The 16,279-nt window shown below is 55.3% G+C and carries 13 protein-coding genes; 5 read left to right on the top strand and 8 right to left on the bottom strand.

Going from position 1 to position 16,279, the window contains the following annotated elements; translation table 11 throughout:
* The first annotated feature begins 13 nt into the window (after nt 1–13).
* The gene (locus tag QMG27_RS12005) at nt 14–2,233 is read left to right on the top strand and encodes a malate synthase G (RefSeq protein WP_281811620.1); all 2,220 of its coding nucleotides are present in this window, start codon (nt 14–16) and stop codon (nt 2,231–2,233) included.
* A 94-nt stretch (nt 2,234–2,327) separates the two neighbouring features.
* Nucleotides 2,328–2,723 carry a hypothetical protein gene (locus QMG27_RS12010; protein ID WP_281811622.1) on the top strand — a complete coding sequence of 132 codons (396 nt, stop codon included), beginning with the start codon at nt 2,328–2,330 and terminating at the stop codon, nt 2,721–2,723.
* Between the two features lie 8 nt (nt 2,724–2,731).
* Here the strand turns inward: QMG27_RS12010 and QMG27_RS12015 are convergent, their stop codons facing one another.
* On the bottom strand, nt 2,732–3,943 hold the full coding sequence (locus tag QMG27_RS12015) for an FAD-binding domain-containing protein (protein ID WP_281811624.1): 1,212 nt from the start codon (nt 3,941–3,943) through the stop codon (nt 2,732–2,734).
* A 117-nt stretch (nt 3,944–4,060) separates the two neighbouring features.
* Between QMG27_RS12015 and QMG27_RS12020 the strand changes: the two genes are divergently transcribed.
* From QMG27_RS12020 to QMG27_RS12030, 3 genes are read left to right on the top strand one after another with little or no spacing between them, the layout of a single operon-like run.
* Nucleotides 4,061–4,213 (top strand): cysteine-rich CWC family protein, encoded by a 153-nt coding sequence (locus tag QMG27_RS12020; protein WP_281811626.1) that lies wholly within the window; start codon nt 4,061–4,063, stop codon nt 4,211–4,213.
* Entirely contained in the window at nt 4,206–5,666 is a 1,461-nt protein-coding gene (locus QMG27_RS12025; RefSeq protein ID WP_281811627.1) for an MFS transporter, read from the top strand. Before QMG27_RS12020 ends, QMG27_RS12025 begins: the two co-directional genes overlap by 8 nt.
* A gap of 18 nt (nt 5,667–5,684) precedes the next feature.
* Nucleotides 5,685–6,461 (top strand): class II glutamine amidotransferase, encoded by a 777-nt coding sequence (locus QMG27_RS12030; protein WP_281811629.1) that lies wholly within the window; start codon nt 5,685–5,687, stop codon nt 6,459–6,461.
* Nucleotides 6,462–6,486: 25 nt separating this feature from the next.
* On the opposite strand, the gene gshB is transcribed toward QMG27_RS12030, so the two are convergent.
* The 7 genes from gshB to leuS form a co-directional block, all read right to left on the bottom strand.
* Nucleotides 6,487–7,443, bottom strand: coding sequence for a glutathione synthase (gene gshB / locus QMG27_RS12035; RefSeq protein WP_281811632.1), 957 nt, complete (start codon nt 7,441–7,443; stop codon nt 6,487–6,489).
* Nucleotides 7,444–7,446: 3 nt separating this feature from the next.
* Nucleotides 7,447–9,318 (bottom strand): potassium transporter Kup, encoded by a 1,872-nt coding sequence (locus QMG27_RS12040; RefSeq protein WP_281811634.1) that lies wholly within the window; start codon nt 9,316–9,318, stop codon nt 7,447–7,449.
* A gap of 8 nt (nt 9,319–9,326) precedes the next feature.
* Nucleotides 9,327–10,622, bottom strand: a complete 1,296-nt coding sequence (gshA, locus tag QMG27_RS12045) for a glutamate--cysteine ligase (protein WP_281811636.1) — start codon at nt 10,620–10,622, stop codon at nt 9,327–9,329.
* Between the two features lie 81 nt (nt 10,623–10,703).
* Complete coding sequence (locus QMG27_RS12050) at nt 10,704–11,984, bottom strand: glutamate-5-semialdehyde dehydrogenase (RefSeq protein WP_281811638.1); 1,281 nt, start codon at nt 11,982–11,984, stop codon at nt 10,704–10,706.
* Nucleotides 11,985–11,997: 13 nt separating this feature from the next.
* On the bottom strand, nt 11,998–13,068 hold the full coding sequence (gene holA, locus QMG27_RS12055) for a DNA polymerase III subunit delta (RefSeq protein ID WP_281811640.1): 1,071 nt from the start codon (nt 13,066–13,068) through the stop codon (nt 11,998–12,000).
* 2 nt (nt 13,069–13,070) lie between these two features.
* On the bottom strand, nt 13,071–13,577 hold the full coding sequence (gene lptE / locus QMG27_RS12060; RefSeq protein WP_281811642.1) for an LPS assembly lipoprotein LptE: 507 nt from the start codon (nt 13,575–13,577) through the stop codon (nt 13,071–13,073).
* A gap of 8 nt (nt 13,578–13,585) precedes the next feature.
* The gene (gene leuS / locus QMG27_RS12065) at nt 13,586–16,273 is read right to left on the bottom strand and encodes a leucine--tRNA ligase (RefSeq protein WP_281811644.1); all 2,688 of its coding nucleotides are present in this window, start codon (nt 16,271–16,273) and stop codon (nt 13,586–13,588) included.
* Nucleotides 16,274–16,279: the final 6 nt, after the last annotated feature.

Consider the following 16,279-nt stretch of genomic DNA (forward strand, 5'->3'; position numbering starts at 1 on the left):
GAGAGAACTCACCATGAGCCAAGACACCACGAAACGCACGCAAGTACGTAGCTTGCAAGTTGCCACCAACTTGTACAAATTCATCGAGACCAAAGTGTTGCCCGACACCGGCGTGAGCAGCGAGAAATTCTGGAAAGGTTTCGATGCCATCGTGCAAGACTTGGCACCCAAAAACATCGCTTTGTTGGCTGAGCGTGACCGCCTGCAAACCGAAATGGACGCTTGGCACACCGCCAACCCAGGCCCCATCAAAAACATGAAGGCCTATCGCAAGTTCTTGGAAAAGATTGGCTACCTCGTGCCACAACCCGAGAAGGTCAAAGCGACAACGAAGAACGTCGACGCCGAATTGGCCTTGCAAGCTGGCCCACAACTCGTGGTGCCCGTGCTCAATGCACGCTACGCCTTGAACGCAGCCAACGCACGTTGGGGTTCTTTGTATGACGCGTTGTACGGCACGGATGCTTTGCCTGAAACACATGGCTGTGAAAAAGGCAGCGCTTACAACCCCAAGCGCGGCGCGAAGGTCATTCAATACGCACGCTTTGTGCTCGACCGTACCGTGCCATTGAAAAGCGGTTCACACATCGACTCCACTGGCTACGCTGTGGTGAACGGCGAATTGGTCGTCACCTTGAAAGGCGGCAAAACCACCAAGCTGGCCAAGGCCGCTCAATTCGTGGGCTTCCAAGGCAAGATGGCTGAGCCTTCTTCTGTGCTATTTGTGCACAATGGCTTGCACCTCGACTTGCAAATCAACCGCAACACCGCCATCGGCGCGACTGACCCCGCCGGCGTGAGCGACCTGATTGTGGAAGCTGCCTTGTCCACCATCCTAGACTTGGAAGACTCCGTGGCCGTGGTGGATGCGGACGACAAAGTGCTGGCTTATGGCAACTGGTTGGGCATCGTCAAAGGCACCTTGACCGAGACGGTTGAAAAAGGTGGCAAGACCTTCACACGCGGCTTGAACGCCGACCGCGAGTACAAAGGCAAAGACGGCCAACCCGTCAAATTGCATGGCCGCTCATTGCTGTTCCTTCGTAACGTGGGTCACTTGATGACCAACCCCGCCATTCTTTACAAAGGCAAAGACGGCGCGATGCACGAAATTCCAGAAGGCATCATGGACGCGGTCATCACCACCACCATCGCTTTGCACGACTTGCAAGGCCACGGCAAAAAAGGCATTCGCAACTCACGCACAGGTTCTGTGTATATCGTCAAGCCCAAAATGCACGGCCCCACCGAAGTGGCGTTTGCCTGCGAATTGTTTGGCCGTGTTGAGAGAGTTTTGGGCTTAGCTGACAGCACCGTCAAGCTGGGCATCATGGACGAAGAGCGTCGCACCAGCGTGAACTTGAAAGCCTGTATCGCGGCTGCTGCCAGCCGCGTCGCGTTCATCAACACCGGCTTTTTGGACCGCACCGGCGACGAAATGCACACCGCCATGTTGGCTGGCCCCATGTTGCGCAAAGGCGATATGAAAACCAGCGCATGGATTCAAGCCTACGAAAAGAACAACGTGTTGGCTGGCTTGTCATGCGGCTTGCGTGGCAAGGCGCAGATCGGCAAGGGCATGTGGGCCATGCCTGACATGATGGCCGAGATGCTGAAGCAAAAAATTGGTCACCCCAAAGCAGGTGCCAACACCGCATGGGTGCCCAGCCCCACAGCGGCTGTGTTGCACGCCATGCACTACCACCAAGTCAAAGTGGTCGATGTGCAAAAAGAGTTGGAGAAGGTCGACTACAACAAAGTACGCGACAGCCTCTTGAACGATTTGCTGCAAGTGCCTGTAGTCGCCAAGGCCAACTGGAAAGCTGCTGAGAAACAACAAGAGTTGGACAACAACGTGCAAGGCATCTTGGGCTACGTGGTGCGCTGGGTAGACCAAGGCGTGGGCTGCTCCAAAGTGCCAGACATCCACAACGTCGGCTTGATGGAAGACCGCGCGACCTTGCGCATTTCTAGCCAACACATCGCCAACTGGTTGCACCACGGCGTGGTGACACCCGCTGAAGTCAAAGAAACTTTCAAACGCATGGCGTCGGTGGTAGACAAGCAAAACGCAGGCGACAAGCTGTACCAAAACATGGCTGGTCGCTATGCCAAAGGTGCGGCTTACCAAGCCGCCCTCGACTTGGTATTCAAAGGCAAAGAGCAGCCTAGCGGCTACACCGAGCCTTTGTTGCACGCATGGCGCCTGAGAGTCAAAGCAGGCACCGCCTAGTAAGGAATGGCTTTAAGAAAAAACGGCTCCCACGGGAGCCGTTTTTTGTGGGCGTGGCGCACTATGATTTAGCTTTTCCTATCAGGCAAACACCATGTCATCCAACGTCATCAGCACCCTCATTCGCTTTGCACTGCGCACGGTCGTCGGTTTGGTTTTAACCGTGGTCATTGCAGCGGGTGCTTATTTGCTGTTTGCCTACAACTTCACCTACTCCAAAGGCGAAAGTGTGGGCTACGTGCAAAAGCTCTCTTACAAAGGCTGGGTTTGCAAATCATGGGAGGGCGAGCAAGTCCGCGCTTTGGCCGTCATGCCTGCCATTCCAGAGAAGTTTGAATTCACCGTGCGCGACACCGCCGTGGCAGATCAAATCAATGCCCACATTGGTCAAAAAGTGGTGTTGGAGTACGAACAGCACCGTGGCTTGCCCACTTGCTTTGGCGAAACAGAGCACTTCATCACCAAGGTCACGCCAGCGCCTGGCGAATAAAACACCTCTCAGCTCGCTGAGGGCGTTGGCCCACGAGTAGGCATGGGATAGACGAGTTGCTGCAAATGCCGCACATTCTTGTTCACCTGCACCCACCATTTGCTGAATGAGTCCATCGGTTTGTCGATGTGACGGAACAAGCGTGGCGCAGGTCGCAGTTGCACTTGGCTTTCGGTGAATTCTGGCAAGCACAAATGCGCCACGGTTTGCGCACTCTGTGCAGCAGCCAACGCCTGCATCACTTCTTCAGCTGATGCGAACCAACGGTGTGGCGTGAGTGCCGCCATACGTTCGCCTACGAAGTTCCAGCGCAAGGCATTCCATGGATGCGCCGTCGCATGCTCTGTAAACGCGACCGCGACACACACCACATCCTCAGGCAAATCAGTTGGCAAATTAGCCAGCGCCCAAGGATGAACAAGCCATACATGCTTGCCAGCCACATCCGCGGCGACAGGTTTTGCAAAACCCAACTCAGCGGGTGGCTCTGCCAACACCGCTGGCTCATCCCAAGCCAATTCGTTCTTGCGCACTTGCGCCACGGTGGCCTGGCTGGTCGCCAAGATCTCCATCAGCTCGTAACTCACATCAATCGATGTGCCGCGGCTGTGCCAAATTTCGGGGGCGAATTTTTCAACCGTATCCGCATTGAACAAATATGGCTTGTGACTACCCGTCGCTGCGACCCATTGCCAGCTGAGGTAGTTGCTGGCGATGTCACCGTCTAGCAAATGGCTGTACATCCAATCGGCAGCCACGCGCCAATGCACTTTGCGCAAATGCACGATGTAGCTGGCCACCCACAAGCGCGCATGGTTGTGCAAATAGCCCGTGGTGTAGAGCATGCGAATGGCGTTGTCGATCACGGGCACGCGGGTGCAAGCGTGGCGCACGTCTTCGGGCAACTCGGTGCTGTATTCAGCATCAGGCAACACGCCTTCGCGCAATGACTGCCCAATGCCATCGCCCAAATGGTGATGCATGTGTTGAAAGTATTCGCGCCAACCCAACTCGTAAATGAGCTTGTGTTGCACGCCCACACGGTACTGGTGGTACATGGCACTGGCCACATCGGGCACGCTCAAAAACCCGTGCGTGAGGTAGGGTGACAAATGCGTGACCGCACCATCCAGCGCATTGCGCGTGTGCGCATAGTCTTTGGGGCTGACATGATCAAGCCGCAACTGGGCGGCCTCTGGCGTGGGCGGGAATTCGTACATAGGCGTTTGTGATTGTGCCTTGTTCGCTTCGCTACACTTTGAGATATGCCAAAAACCCTACCGGCCCCTGTTGATGCTTGCGCCTGCCCTTTGTGCGGCCAACCCAATCAATGCGCCATGGAAGTCGCCAAAAACACGGGCCAACCTGTGGCCAAGTGCTGGTGTGTGAACGTGTCGTTTTCGCCCGAGCTGTTGGCAAAAGTACCCGCCGCTGCGCAAAACAAAGCTTGCATTTGCCAAGCCTGTGCCACGAAAGAAGCCCATGGCTGAACGCGGTTCACTGGCTGACCTGCAAAGCCGCTACGGCTCGCGTCACCGTTGGTTGATGCTGACCACCGTGATGATTGGCTCGATGGCTGCCATCATGTCGTCCACCATCATGAACGTGGGCATTCCCGATATGAGCTTGCAGTTTGGTATTGGTCAAGAGTCTGCGCAGTGGGTGAGCTCTAGCTTCATGGTGGCCATGACTGTTTCGATGCTGACCACCCCGTGGCTGTTAGCACGCTTTGGCTACCGCAGCACCTACATGGGCTGCATGTTGGTGCTGCTCAGCGCGGGCATCGCAGGCGGGCTGTCAGCAGACTACAACTTGGTGCTGGCCGCGCGTGTGATTGAAGGCTTGGCAGCGGGCGTGGTGCAACCCATTCCCGCCATCATCATCTTGCGTGCGTTTGACACCTCTGAGCAAGGCCGAGCCAATAGCTTTTTTGGCATGGGCGTGGTGTTGGCACCCGCTCTAGGCCCCAGCATAGGTGGCTTGCTGGTGGACTGGATGAGTTGGCGCTCTTTGTTCTTCATGGTCGTGCCGTTTTGCACGATTTCTCTGTGGATGGCGATGCGCTATGTGCCCACCACAGCACCTGGTGGCGTGAGCGCCAACCACGGCAAACCTTCGCTTGATTTAGGTGGCCTTGCACTCGCCACCGTGGGCACGTTGTGCTTGCTCAATGGCTTGGTGATGTTGCACGGCGGCAATCTGACGGGCTCACTCACTTTGATTGGCGCAGCCGTGTTGTGCACGGTAGGCTTTGTGATGTGGCAACGTGTGCAAACGCGCCATGATGGCAAGCCACTGATGAACTTAGCGTTGTTCACCCACCGCCCATTTGCCATGGGAACCACTGTGGCGTTTATTTACGGTATTGCAATGTTTGGCTCTACCTACTTATTACCCTTGTATTTGCAGCTTGGACTTGGTTTGTCACCGAGCTACGTGGGCACTTTGTTGTTGCCATCGGGTTTGTTGTTGGCTTTGACGATTGCCATTGTGGGTCGCTACTCGAGCACACACCCCACACACTTGATGGTGAGCTTTGGCTTGGTGTTGTTGGCACTTTCTTTTGCCCTCATGCTCACCGTGAATTTACAAACGGGTTTGTGGGTGCTGGTGGTCTTCGCCATTTTGGGGCGCGTCGGCCTAGGCTTCATCTTGCCCTCACTCAACATCGGTGCCATGCGCGGCATGGATGGCAGCTTGATTCCGCAAGGTGCGAGTGTGATCAACTTTTTACGCATGCTCGGTGGTGCTGCAGGTGTGAGCCTGTGTGGCATCTTGCTGGAATGGCGACTGGCTGCACACGGCGACTCCTTGAAAAACACCGCAACCTCAGCCACCCGATTGGCAGCGTTTGACGAAGTATTTTTGGTGCTGGCATGCGTGTGTATGCTGGCGCTGTTAGCGGCTTGGCGCATTCGCCAACCACGCCCACAAGTCCTCTGATTGTTTGATTGAATCGCCATGTGCCAACTGCTCGGTCTGAACTGCAAAAACCCAACAGACGCTACCTTCAGCTTCAGCGGATTCGCGCAACGCGCAGGCGTGACCGACCATCATGCCGATGGTTGGGGCATTGCGTTTTTTGAAGGCTCCGAACAAGACCGTGGCCTACGTCACTTCATCGACCACTTACCCGCCAGCACTTCCCCCGTGGCCGAGTTGATTCGCAAGTACCCCATCAAAAGCCGCAACGTGATTTCGCACATTCGCAAAGCCACGCAAGGCGTGGTGTCGCTCGAAAACTGCCACCCATTCGTACGTGAGTTGTGGGGGCGTTACTGGGTGTTTGCGCACAATGGCAATTTAGAAAACTACACGCCTCGTTTGCACGGCAGCTTCAGACCCGTGGGGCACACCGACAGTGAGTTGGCATTTTGTTGGTTGATGCAAGAGATGGCCAAGTCACACGCCACGGTGCCATCAATTGATGAACTCACGCTCACGTTGAAAGAGCTGGTGCCGCAAATTGCCAAGCACGGCACGTTCAACTTTTTGCTGTCGAATGGTCAGGCACTGTGGGCCCATGCCTCCACCCACCTTTGCTACATCGAACGCAAGCATCCGTTTTCAAAGGCCACCTTGAGTGACCAAGACATGAGCATCAACTTTGCGGAGCACGCATCACCCGATGACCGTGTGGCTGTGGTGGTCACTGCGCCTTTGACAACCAACGAGGTGTGGACGCCGTTTGCGCCGGGGGAGTTGAAGGTGTTTGTGGATGGGGAGTTGCGGGGCTAGTTGCTTTTCACTCGCACGCCACGCATCAGCCAGCATTCGCCGTGGCTTGCTCAAGCGCGTCAATGAACATAGCAGCTACATCGAATCCGGTTTGATCGAAAATTTCTTGGAAACATGTAGGGCTGGTCACATTCACCTCGGTGAGACAGTCCCCAATCACATCCAAGCCGACCAACAGCAAACCACGCTTGACGAGGATAGGGCCAAGGGCTTCGGCGATTTCTTGATCGCGTGCAGAAATGGCTTGCGCCACGCCTTTGCCACCTGCTGCCAAATTGCCCCGCACTTCGCCACCTTGCGGAATACGCGCCAAGCAATAGGGCACCACCTTGCCGCCAATGACGAGCACGCGCTTGTCGCCTTTGTCAATCGCAGGAATGAACTTTTGCACCATCACAGTTTGTGCACCATCACGGTTCAGCGTTTCGATGATGGCACCTAAATTCAAACCATCGTCTTTCACACGGAAGATGCCCATGCCACCCATGCCATCGAGTGGCTTCAAGATGATGTCGCGGTGTTGCGCATGAAAGGCACGAATGGCATCAGCGCTGCGCGTGACCAGCGTAGGGCTGATGAATTGCGCGAACTCTAAGATGGCCAATTTCTCGGGATGGTCCCGCAAAGCGGCAGGCTTGTTGAACACCTTGGCGCCTTCGCGCTCGGCTTGTTCTAGCAAGTGCGTGGCGTAGAAGTACTCGCTGTCAAACGGTGGGTCTTTGCGCATGACGATGGCATCAGCGTCTTTGAGCGCGAAGTGCTCCTCTACGCTTTGCACTTCAAACCAATGCTCAGCGTCGCCGGTCAAACGCACTTGCTGCACGCGTGCCGATACCTGCTGACCACTTTGCCACACCATATCTTGCGGCTCACAGGCCAACACTTGATGGCCGCGACGTTGCGCCTCTCGCATCATCGCAAAGGTGGTGTCCTTGTAAATCTTGAAGGACGACAGCGGGTCTGCAACGAAGAGGATCTGCATGGCTTAGATTTCGATCTTGCTGCCCAACTCGACCACCGAGTTGCTAGGCAGATTCAAGAAGTCCGCAGCCGAGCTGGCGTTGAGGTGCATTTGGGCAAACAGTTTTTCGCGCCACGCCGACATGCCGCTACCCACGGTAGGCACGATGCTGTCGCGCGACAAGAAGTAGCTGGTGGTCATCGGGTTAGCTTCGCAACCCAAACCATGCAAGTGTTTCAATGCGCCAGGCACATCGGGGTCGTCTTTGAAACCGTAATGAATTTCGATTTGCCAGCAGTTGTTACCCAAGGCTTTGATTTGCAAACGCTCTTCTTCATCAATCCATGGCACTTCATGGTTTTGCACGTTCACAAACAAGTTTTGCTGGTGCAACACTTTGTTGTGTTTGAGGTTGTGCAACATGGCGTTGGGCACAGCACCTTTGCCTGATGTCAAGAACACGGCCGTGCCTTCAACACGTGTGGGAGGAGCCATGAACACGGCCTCTAAGAAGCTCTCCAAATCCAAGGCATCTTCTTTGCGTTTTTCATACAAGATGCCGCGTCCTTCACGCCATGTGAGCATGAGCATCATGATGACCGATGCGATCAACAAGGGGAACCAACCGCCTTCGAACAACTTCAAGAGGTTCGAAGCCCAGAACACAAAGTCGACCGTGAAGAAAAAACTCGTCGCAGCCAAACACCACCAGAAAGGATATTTCCAACCGTAGTGAATCACGAAGAAAGTGAGCACTGTGGTGATGAGCATGTCGGTACACACCGCGATGCCATAAGCCGCAGCCAAATTGCTCGATGACTTGAACATCATCACCGCCAACACGATGACACCAAACAGACCCCAGTTCACAAACGGGATGTAGATCTGACCCGTGTCCGTCACGCTGGTGTGCAGCACTTGCAAGCGAGGCAAAAAGCCCAGCTGCACCACTTGCTTGGTCACGCTGAAAGCACCAGAAATCAAAGCTTGTGAAGCAATCACTGTGGCCGCTGTCGCCAAGCCAACCAAGGGAATCAACAACCACTCAGGCGCCATGTTGAAGAAGGGGTTCGCCACTGCTTCTGGCTCGTTGAGCAACAAGGCACCTTGACCAAAGTAGTTCAAAGTGAGCGCAGGCATGACGATGCTGAACCAAGCCAAACGAATGGGCTTTTTACCGAAGTGGCCCATGTCGGCGTACAAGGCTTCACCGCCCGTCACACACAACACCACCGCGCCCAAAATCAAGAACGTCACTTCAGGTTCAGTGAAGATGAAGCGCAATGCATAGTGCGGGCTGATGGCCCACAAAATTTCAGGGTGTGACGCGATGTGATAGACGCCCAATGCAGCAATGGCAGCAAACCACACCACGGTGATGGGGCCAAAAAATTTACCAATGCCGCTGGTGCCTTTCTTTTGCACCGCGAACAAGCCGAACAAAATGATGAGTGTGAGTGGAATCACATATTTCTTAAAGGCAGGCGACACCACCTCTAAACCTTCCACCGCAGACAACACCGAAATCGCGGGCGTGATGACACCGTCACCATAAAACAAACACGTGCCAAAGATACCGACGATCAGCATGCGGTGGCGCAGCACCGGACGGTCTTTGACCGCCATCGATGCCAAAGCCAGCATGGCCACCAAGCCGCCTTCGCCGTGGTTGTCGGCACGCAGCACCAAAGCCACGTATTTGATGGAGACGATGACTGTCAACGTCCAAAAGAAGATGGACAAGATGCCGTAGATGTTGTCGGGTGTGAACTCCACGTGCCCAGATCCAAACACCTCTTTCATCGCATACAGCACGCTGGTGCCGATATCGCCGTAAACGACGCCAATCGCGCCTAGGGTGAGTGCCGCAAGCGACGATTTGCCGTGTTGATCCATCGTGAACCTCAGTCGTAGTTTTCTGCTTCAGGGTCGGTGGCTTCGAGTTCATAACTCGCAGCCAACATGGCCAAGCGGCCAATGACGCCGTACATATAAAAGCGGTTTGGTGTGCTTGCCCCAGGCTTCATGCCGGGCTGAGGCGTGTGCGCGCTTTGCTCAAACGCCAGCGGAATAAAGCTGGCCCCTGGCGCGTTCAAGTTTTCATCAATACCACGGTCGGCGTGCACGCGGTAGAAGCCGCCCACCACATAGCGGTCCATCATGTAGACCACGGGCTCGGCCACAGCGTCGTTCAACTGCTCGTGTGTCAACACGCCTTCTTGGATGATGACTTGGTTGACCGACTGACCGTCTTTGACCACGCTCATTTTGTTGCGCGTGCGGCGGTTGAGGGCTTCAAGGTCTTTGACATCGCGCACCGTCATGATGCCCATGCCATACGTGCCGTTGTCGGCCTTGACGATGACGAATGGTTTTTCGTTGATGCCGTACTCTTTGTACTTGCGTTTGATTTTGGTGAGCAAGGCATCCACGTTGGACTGCAAGCACTCCATCCCCGTGCCTTCGGCAAAGTTCACTTCACCGCATTGGTTAAACATCGGGTTGATGAGCCAAGGGTCGATGCCGAGCAATTTGCCGAAACGTTTGCTCACCTCTTCGTAGCATTCAAAGTGTTTGCTCTTGCGGCGCACACTCCAACCCGCGTGCAACGGTGGCAACAAATGCTGCTCGTGCAAATCTTCCAAAATGCCGGGGATGCCTGCACTCAAATCGTTGTTGAGCAAGATGGTGCAAGGGTCAAAGTCTTTCAAACCCAGACGGTATTTGCCACGGATTACTGGCTCAAGCGTGACGCTGCCACCATTGGGCAATTCAAAGGTGGTGTTCTCTTTGATTTCTGGGTTGATCGAGCCCACACGCACGTTCAAACCCGCCATCTGAAAGATGCGCTGTAGCTGCGCCACGTTGCTCAAATAAAACGTGTTGCGTGTGTGGTTCTCAGGAATCAACAGCAGGTTGCGCGCCTCGGGGCAGATTTTTTCAATCGCGGCCATCGCCGCTTGCACCGCCAGCGGAAGCATCTCGGGCGTGAGGTTGTTCCATCCACCTGGGTAAAGGTTGGTGTCTACCGGCGCGAGTTTGAAACCTGCGTTTCGGATGTCAACCGAGGTATAGAACGGGGGCGTGTGCTCCATCCATTCCAAACGAAACCAACGCTCAATGGCGGGCATGGAATCGAGGATGCGCTGCTCAAGCTCGTTGATGGGGCCTGTGAGGGCGGTGATGAGGTGTGGGACCATGGTGTCTCTAGAAGTTGGAGGTCATTTTAGGACCGTTGTTTGATGCCCTCATTAGAGGGCGGCCCCTTGAATAAATGTGGTTTAAACGCGAATTTCGCCTTGACCCAACACCACGTATTTCAACGAAGTCAGGCCTTCAATGCCCACGGGGCCGCGCGCGTGGAATTTGTCGGTTGAAATGCCTATTTCAGCCCCCAAACCGTATTCAAAACCATCTGCAAAGCGGGTGCTGGCATTGACCATCACGCTCGACGAATCGACCTCACGCAAAAAGCGCTGGGCATGCATGTGATCACGCGTGAGGATGGACTCGGTGTGATGGCTGGAGTAATGGTTGATGTGCGCAATGGCTGCATCCAAACCATCCACCACTTTCACGCTGATGATGGGACCTAAATATTCTTCAAACCAATCTTGCTCGGTTGCGTCTTTGAGGTTCGCGCCTTTGACGTGCGTGAGGATGGCTTTGGCTTCTGGGCAGCAACGCATCTCCACACCTTTGGCAGCGTAGATCGCACCAATCTTTGGCAAAAATTCTGCCGCCACACCACGCGCCACCACCAAGCTTTCGCTGGCGTTGCAAGGGCTGTACTTTTGCGTCTTGGCGTTGTCAGCCACAACAACGGCCATATCGATGTCGCAAGGGTCGTCCACATAAGTGTGGCAATTGCCATCCAAGTGTTTGATGACAGGCACCTTGGCTTCACGGCTGATGCGCTCGATCAAGCCTTTGCCACCGCGCGGAATGATGACATCCACAAACTCAGGCATAGCAATGAGGTGACCCACAGCTTCGCGGTCGGTGGTCTGTACCAGTTGCACGGCATCGGTGGGTAAGCCGCTTTCGCTCAATGCTTGCTGCACCAACTTGGCCAATGCCTTGTTGGAATCAATCGCTTCTGAGCCGCCGCGCAAAATGCACGCGTTGCCGCTCTTGATGGACAAAGATGCCGCTTCAATCGTCACATTAGGACGGCTTTCGAAAATCATGCCGAACACGCCCAAGGGCACACGCATTTGTCCAACGCGAATGCCGCTGGGTTGCTGCTTCATGCCAATGATTTCACCAATCACGTCAGGCATGGCGGCGAGCTGCTCGCAGCCTTGTGCGCAGGTTTCCAACACTTTGGGCGTGAGCTTCAAACGGTCCACCATCGGCGCATCAAGGCCCGCAGCGATGGCGCGTTCTATGTCTTTGGCATTGTCAACTTGAAGCGAATCGATGTTCTCGCGCAGCAAGGCAGCGAGTTTGCGCAACGCGGCGTTCTTGACGGCAGCAGAGGCTTTGGCCATTTGCGCAGACGCAGCTTTGGCTTGTGCGCCCATCGCGTGCATGTGTTCAGCAACATTGAGAGTTGTCATGTGTGTTTCCTAGTTAAGCATTGCGCGGCATACAAGCGCGGCACAAACGCATGGCCAAACGGTGCAAGGCCTGCCAGTTATCTGCGGGCCATTCTGGCGTTTTCAAACCTTTGACAATGCCGTCAACCTGATGGGCCGACTGCAACAATTTTTCGAGCATGCCCACGCTCAAGCGCGGCAACACGCGTTCAAACAAGCGCTCGCGCGGACCCCAAATGCGCTGCTCGCGCAAGGCCATCGGTAAAGCTTTGCCAGATGCCACAGCATCTTTCACACGCTTCAAGGCGCGGATCTCTTCGGCCAGTGTGTAGTGCACCAGCACCTCGGCTTCGCCTTCGGCCTTCAAACCATCGAGCATGCGCTGCACGCGCAGGGGCTGCCCACTGAGCACAGCCTCTGAGAGCTTGAACACGTCGTAACGCGCCACATTCAACACCGCGCGCTCCACTTGTTCAAAGCTCAATTCGCCCTCTGGGTACAAGAGCGCGAGCTTTTGAATTTCTTGGTGTGCAGCCAGCAAGTTACCTTCCACACGCTCAGCAAAAAACTGCAAGGTGTGTTGCCCCGCTTCGCCAGCTGCCACACGTTGTTGTTGTGCGCCTAGTCGCTGCGCAATCCAAGTGGGTAGTGCATGGCGTTCGATCGGGTCAATCTGCACGCTGATGCCGTTGTTCTCTAACGCGCTGAACCACGCTGAGCTTTTGGTCGCTTTATCCAGACGCGGCAGCAGCACCACGGTCAGCGTGCTGTCATTGCCAACCGCCAACTCTGCAATTTGTTGCAATGCAGCGCTGCCTTCTTTGCCGGGCTTGCCCGAGGGAATACGAATTTCAATGAGCTGCTTGTCGGCAAACAAACTCATTGAGCCGCCTGCAGCCAACACCTCGCCCCAATCAAAGTGGGCACCTGCCACGGTGTACACACTGCGCTCGGTGTAGCCCTGTGCGCGTGCGGTGTGACGCAGTGCGTCTAACGCTTCTTGCTGCAGCAGTGGCTCATCACCATGAAAGGTGTACAGGCTGCGCAAACCCTTGCTCGCCTGCGCTTGCAAATGGTTGGCAAATTGAGCGCTGGCGACTTGCATGATTAGATTTTTCGGATCGAGGCCAAGCGTCGCTGGATTTGCAACACCAAATCGTTTTCCATGTCGCGGTACAACAGTGCCTCTTCTGACTCTTTAGACAAGGCGCCTGTTTCGTTGAAGTTGATGTCGCGAGTCAGCAAAATTTCCGTATCGGGAATCAGTTCAATGCCATTGCGTGAGCGAACTCGGAAACGGTAGCGCAAACGCAATTGAAATTCGCGAATCGCACCGGTTGCTGTGCGACCTACAACGACTTTTTCTCTTAACTCAAACAATTGATCGAAGATCACTTGTGCGCGTTCGATCTGTCGGGGATCAGTGATGACCTCCACCTGTCCTGAACCCTCTAGGGCGCGCGTCAGTTTCACACCAAACGGCGAAACGATTGGAATTGAGTTGTAGAGCGTCTCAAAGGCATAACGAGGTGGCTTACGCAACTCAAAACCACACCCCGCCAGCCCCGCAGCAAGCGCAGTGAACGTCAACCAAGATCGGCGTGTGGTTTGCATATCAGCCTTTAAACAACGATGTTGACCAAGCGGCCTGGCACAACGATGACCTTTTTAGGCGCAGCGCCATTGGCTTGCTTGATGAAAGCGTCGGTAGCCAAAGCCGCTTGCTCGATTTGCTCTTTGCTGGCCGTTGCGCTAACCATGACGGAACCTCGAAGCTTGCCGTTGATTTGCAGCATCAATTCCAACTCATCGCGTTGCAAGGCGCTCTCATCCACTTCAGGCCATGCCGTGTCCAACAAATCACCCAATCGGGCAGCGTAGCCCAACTCGACCCACAAGTTGGCGGTGATATGCGGACATGCGGGATAGAGCATGCGCAGCAAAACAGACACACCTTCACACAACACAGCGTTGTCGCCTTCGCTGCCATCGGCTTTGAAGTCTTCCAAGGCGTTGAGCAACTTCATGCAACCCGACACCACGGTGTTGTATTGCATGCGGTCGTAGTCGTAGCTGACTTGTTTCAACACCATGTGCATTTCGCGACGCAAATCGGCGGCTTCTTTGCGTGCTTTGGCGGCACTCAAGTCGCCAGCGGTGGCAGCTTTAAGTGTTACTTCGTGCTTATGTGCAAAATTCCACACACGGCGCAAGAAGCGGTAGCTACCTTCCACCGCTGCATCGTTCCACTCCAGCGTGGCTTCGGGCGGCGCGGTGAACATGGTGTACAGACGCGCAGTGTCTGCGCCATAGCGCTCAATCAAGTCTTGCGGATCCACGCCGTTGTTCTTCGACTTCGACATGGTGCCCACGCCTTCGTAGTCGATGGCAGTGCCCACAGGTAGCAAGCCGTCGCTGCTCTCAGCGGCGTTTTTGAGCTTAGCGCCCACCACCTTACCTGCGTCGTCGAGCACGTGCTCGACATCGTGTGGCCAGAAATAGTCTTTGCCGCCTTTGGCAGTACGACGTGAGTAAATGTGGTTGAGCACCATGCCTTGCGTGAGCAGCTTGGTAAAGGGTTCATCCACTTTGACCAAGCCCATGTCGCGCATGACCTTGGTCCAGAAGCGTGCGTAGAGCAAATGCAAAATCGCGTGCTCAATGCCGCCAATGTATTGGTCCATCGGCGCCCAGTACTGCGCACCCTCGGCCACCATCGCGTCGGTGTTGGTGGGGTCGCAATAGCGCATGAAGTACCACGACGAGTCCACGAAGGTGTCCATCGTGTCGGTTTCGCGGCGGGCGGGTTTGCCGCACACGGGACAAGTCACACCGGCGTGAAAGCCTTCGTGTTTGTGTAACGGATTGCCAGAGCCATCGGGGATGCAGTCTTGCGGCAGCACCACGGGCAGGTCTTTTTCAGGCACAGGCACAGCACCGTGTTCGTCGCAATGGATGATTGGGATTGGGGTGCCCCAGTAGCGTTGACGGCTGATGCCCCAGTCGCGCAAACGCCATGTCGTTTTCTTCTCGCCCAAGCCTTTGGCGGCGAGCAGCTCGGCCACTTTGTTGACGGCAGCTTTTTGGTTCAGGCCATCGAGTTCGCCAGAGTTGATGCACACGCAGCTTTGCTTGTCGCCGTACCACTCTTGCCATTCTTTGTTGTTGAAGGCTTGGTCTTTGACCGACACCACTTGTTGGATCGGCAAGTCGTATTTCAAAGCAAACGCAAAGTCACGTTCGTCATGCGCAGGCACGCCCATGACCGCGCCGTCGCCGTACGACATGAGCACATAGTTGCCCACCCACACTTCGACCTTCGCGCCAGTCAGTGGATGCGTGACGAACAAGCCCGTGGGCATGCCCTTCTTCTCTTGCGTGGCCAACTCGGCTTCGGTCGTGCCACCGCTCTTGCATTCTTCGAGGAAGGCAGCCAAGGCGGGATTACTTGCCGCGGCGTGCAACGCGAGTGGATGCTCGGCAGCCACCGCACAAAAAGTGACACCCATGATGGTGTCAGCACGTGTGGTGAACACATACATCTTGCCGTCACCAATGAGCGCACCGTCTGCGCCCGCAATGTCGTGCGTGAACGCAAAGCGCACACCCTCGCTCTTGCCAATCCAGTTCTCTTGCATCAAGCGCACTTTGTCGGGCCAGCCGTTCAAGGTGGCTTTGTCGTTGCCCATTTGTACGTGGTCAAGCAACTCTTGTGCGTAGCGTGTGATGTCGAGGTAGTAGCCAGGAATCTCGCGCTTTTCCACCAACGCGCCGGTACGCCAGCCACGGCCGTCAATCACTTGCTCGTTGGCCAATACAGTTTGGTCGACCGGGTCCCAGTTCACCACTTGGGTCTTGCGATAGGCGATGCCTTTTTCGAGCATCTTCAAGAAGAGCCACTGGTTCCACTTGTAATACGTCGCATCGCAGGTAGCCACTTCGCGTGACCAGTCGATGGCCAAACCCATCGCCTGCATTTGCTTCTTCATGTAGGCGATGTTTTCGTAGGTCCACTTGGCAGGTGGCACGCCGTTTTTGAGGGCGGCGTTTTCGGCGGGCAAGCCAAAGGCGTCCCAGCCCATAGGCATCAACACGTTGTAGCCCTTCATGCGCAGGTTGCGCGTGAGCATGTCGTTGATGGTGTAGTTGCGCACATGGCCCATGTGCAGCTTGCCGCTGGGGTAAGGCAGCATGGAGCAGGCGTAAAACTTTTTCTTGGACGCGTCTTCGGTCACGCGGTAAGCGTCGGCTTGGGCCCAAGCGGCTTGAACGGCGCGTTCGACCTCGGTGTGGTTGTATTTGTCTTGCATGGAATC

The organism is Limnohabitans sp. MORI2 (assembly GCF_027925025.1).
In the GTDB taxonomy this organism is placed as follows: Bacteria; Pseudomonadota; Gammaproteobacteria; order Burkholderiales; family Burkholderiaceae_C; genus Limnohabitans.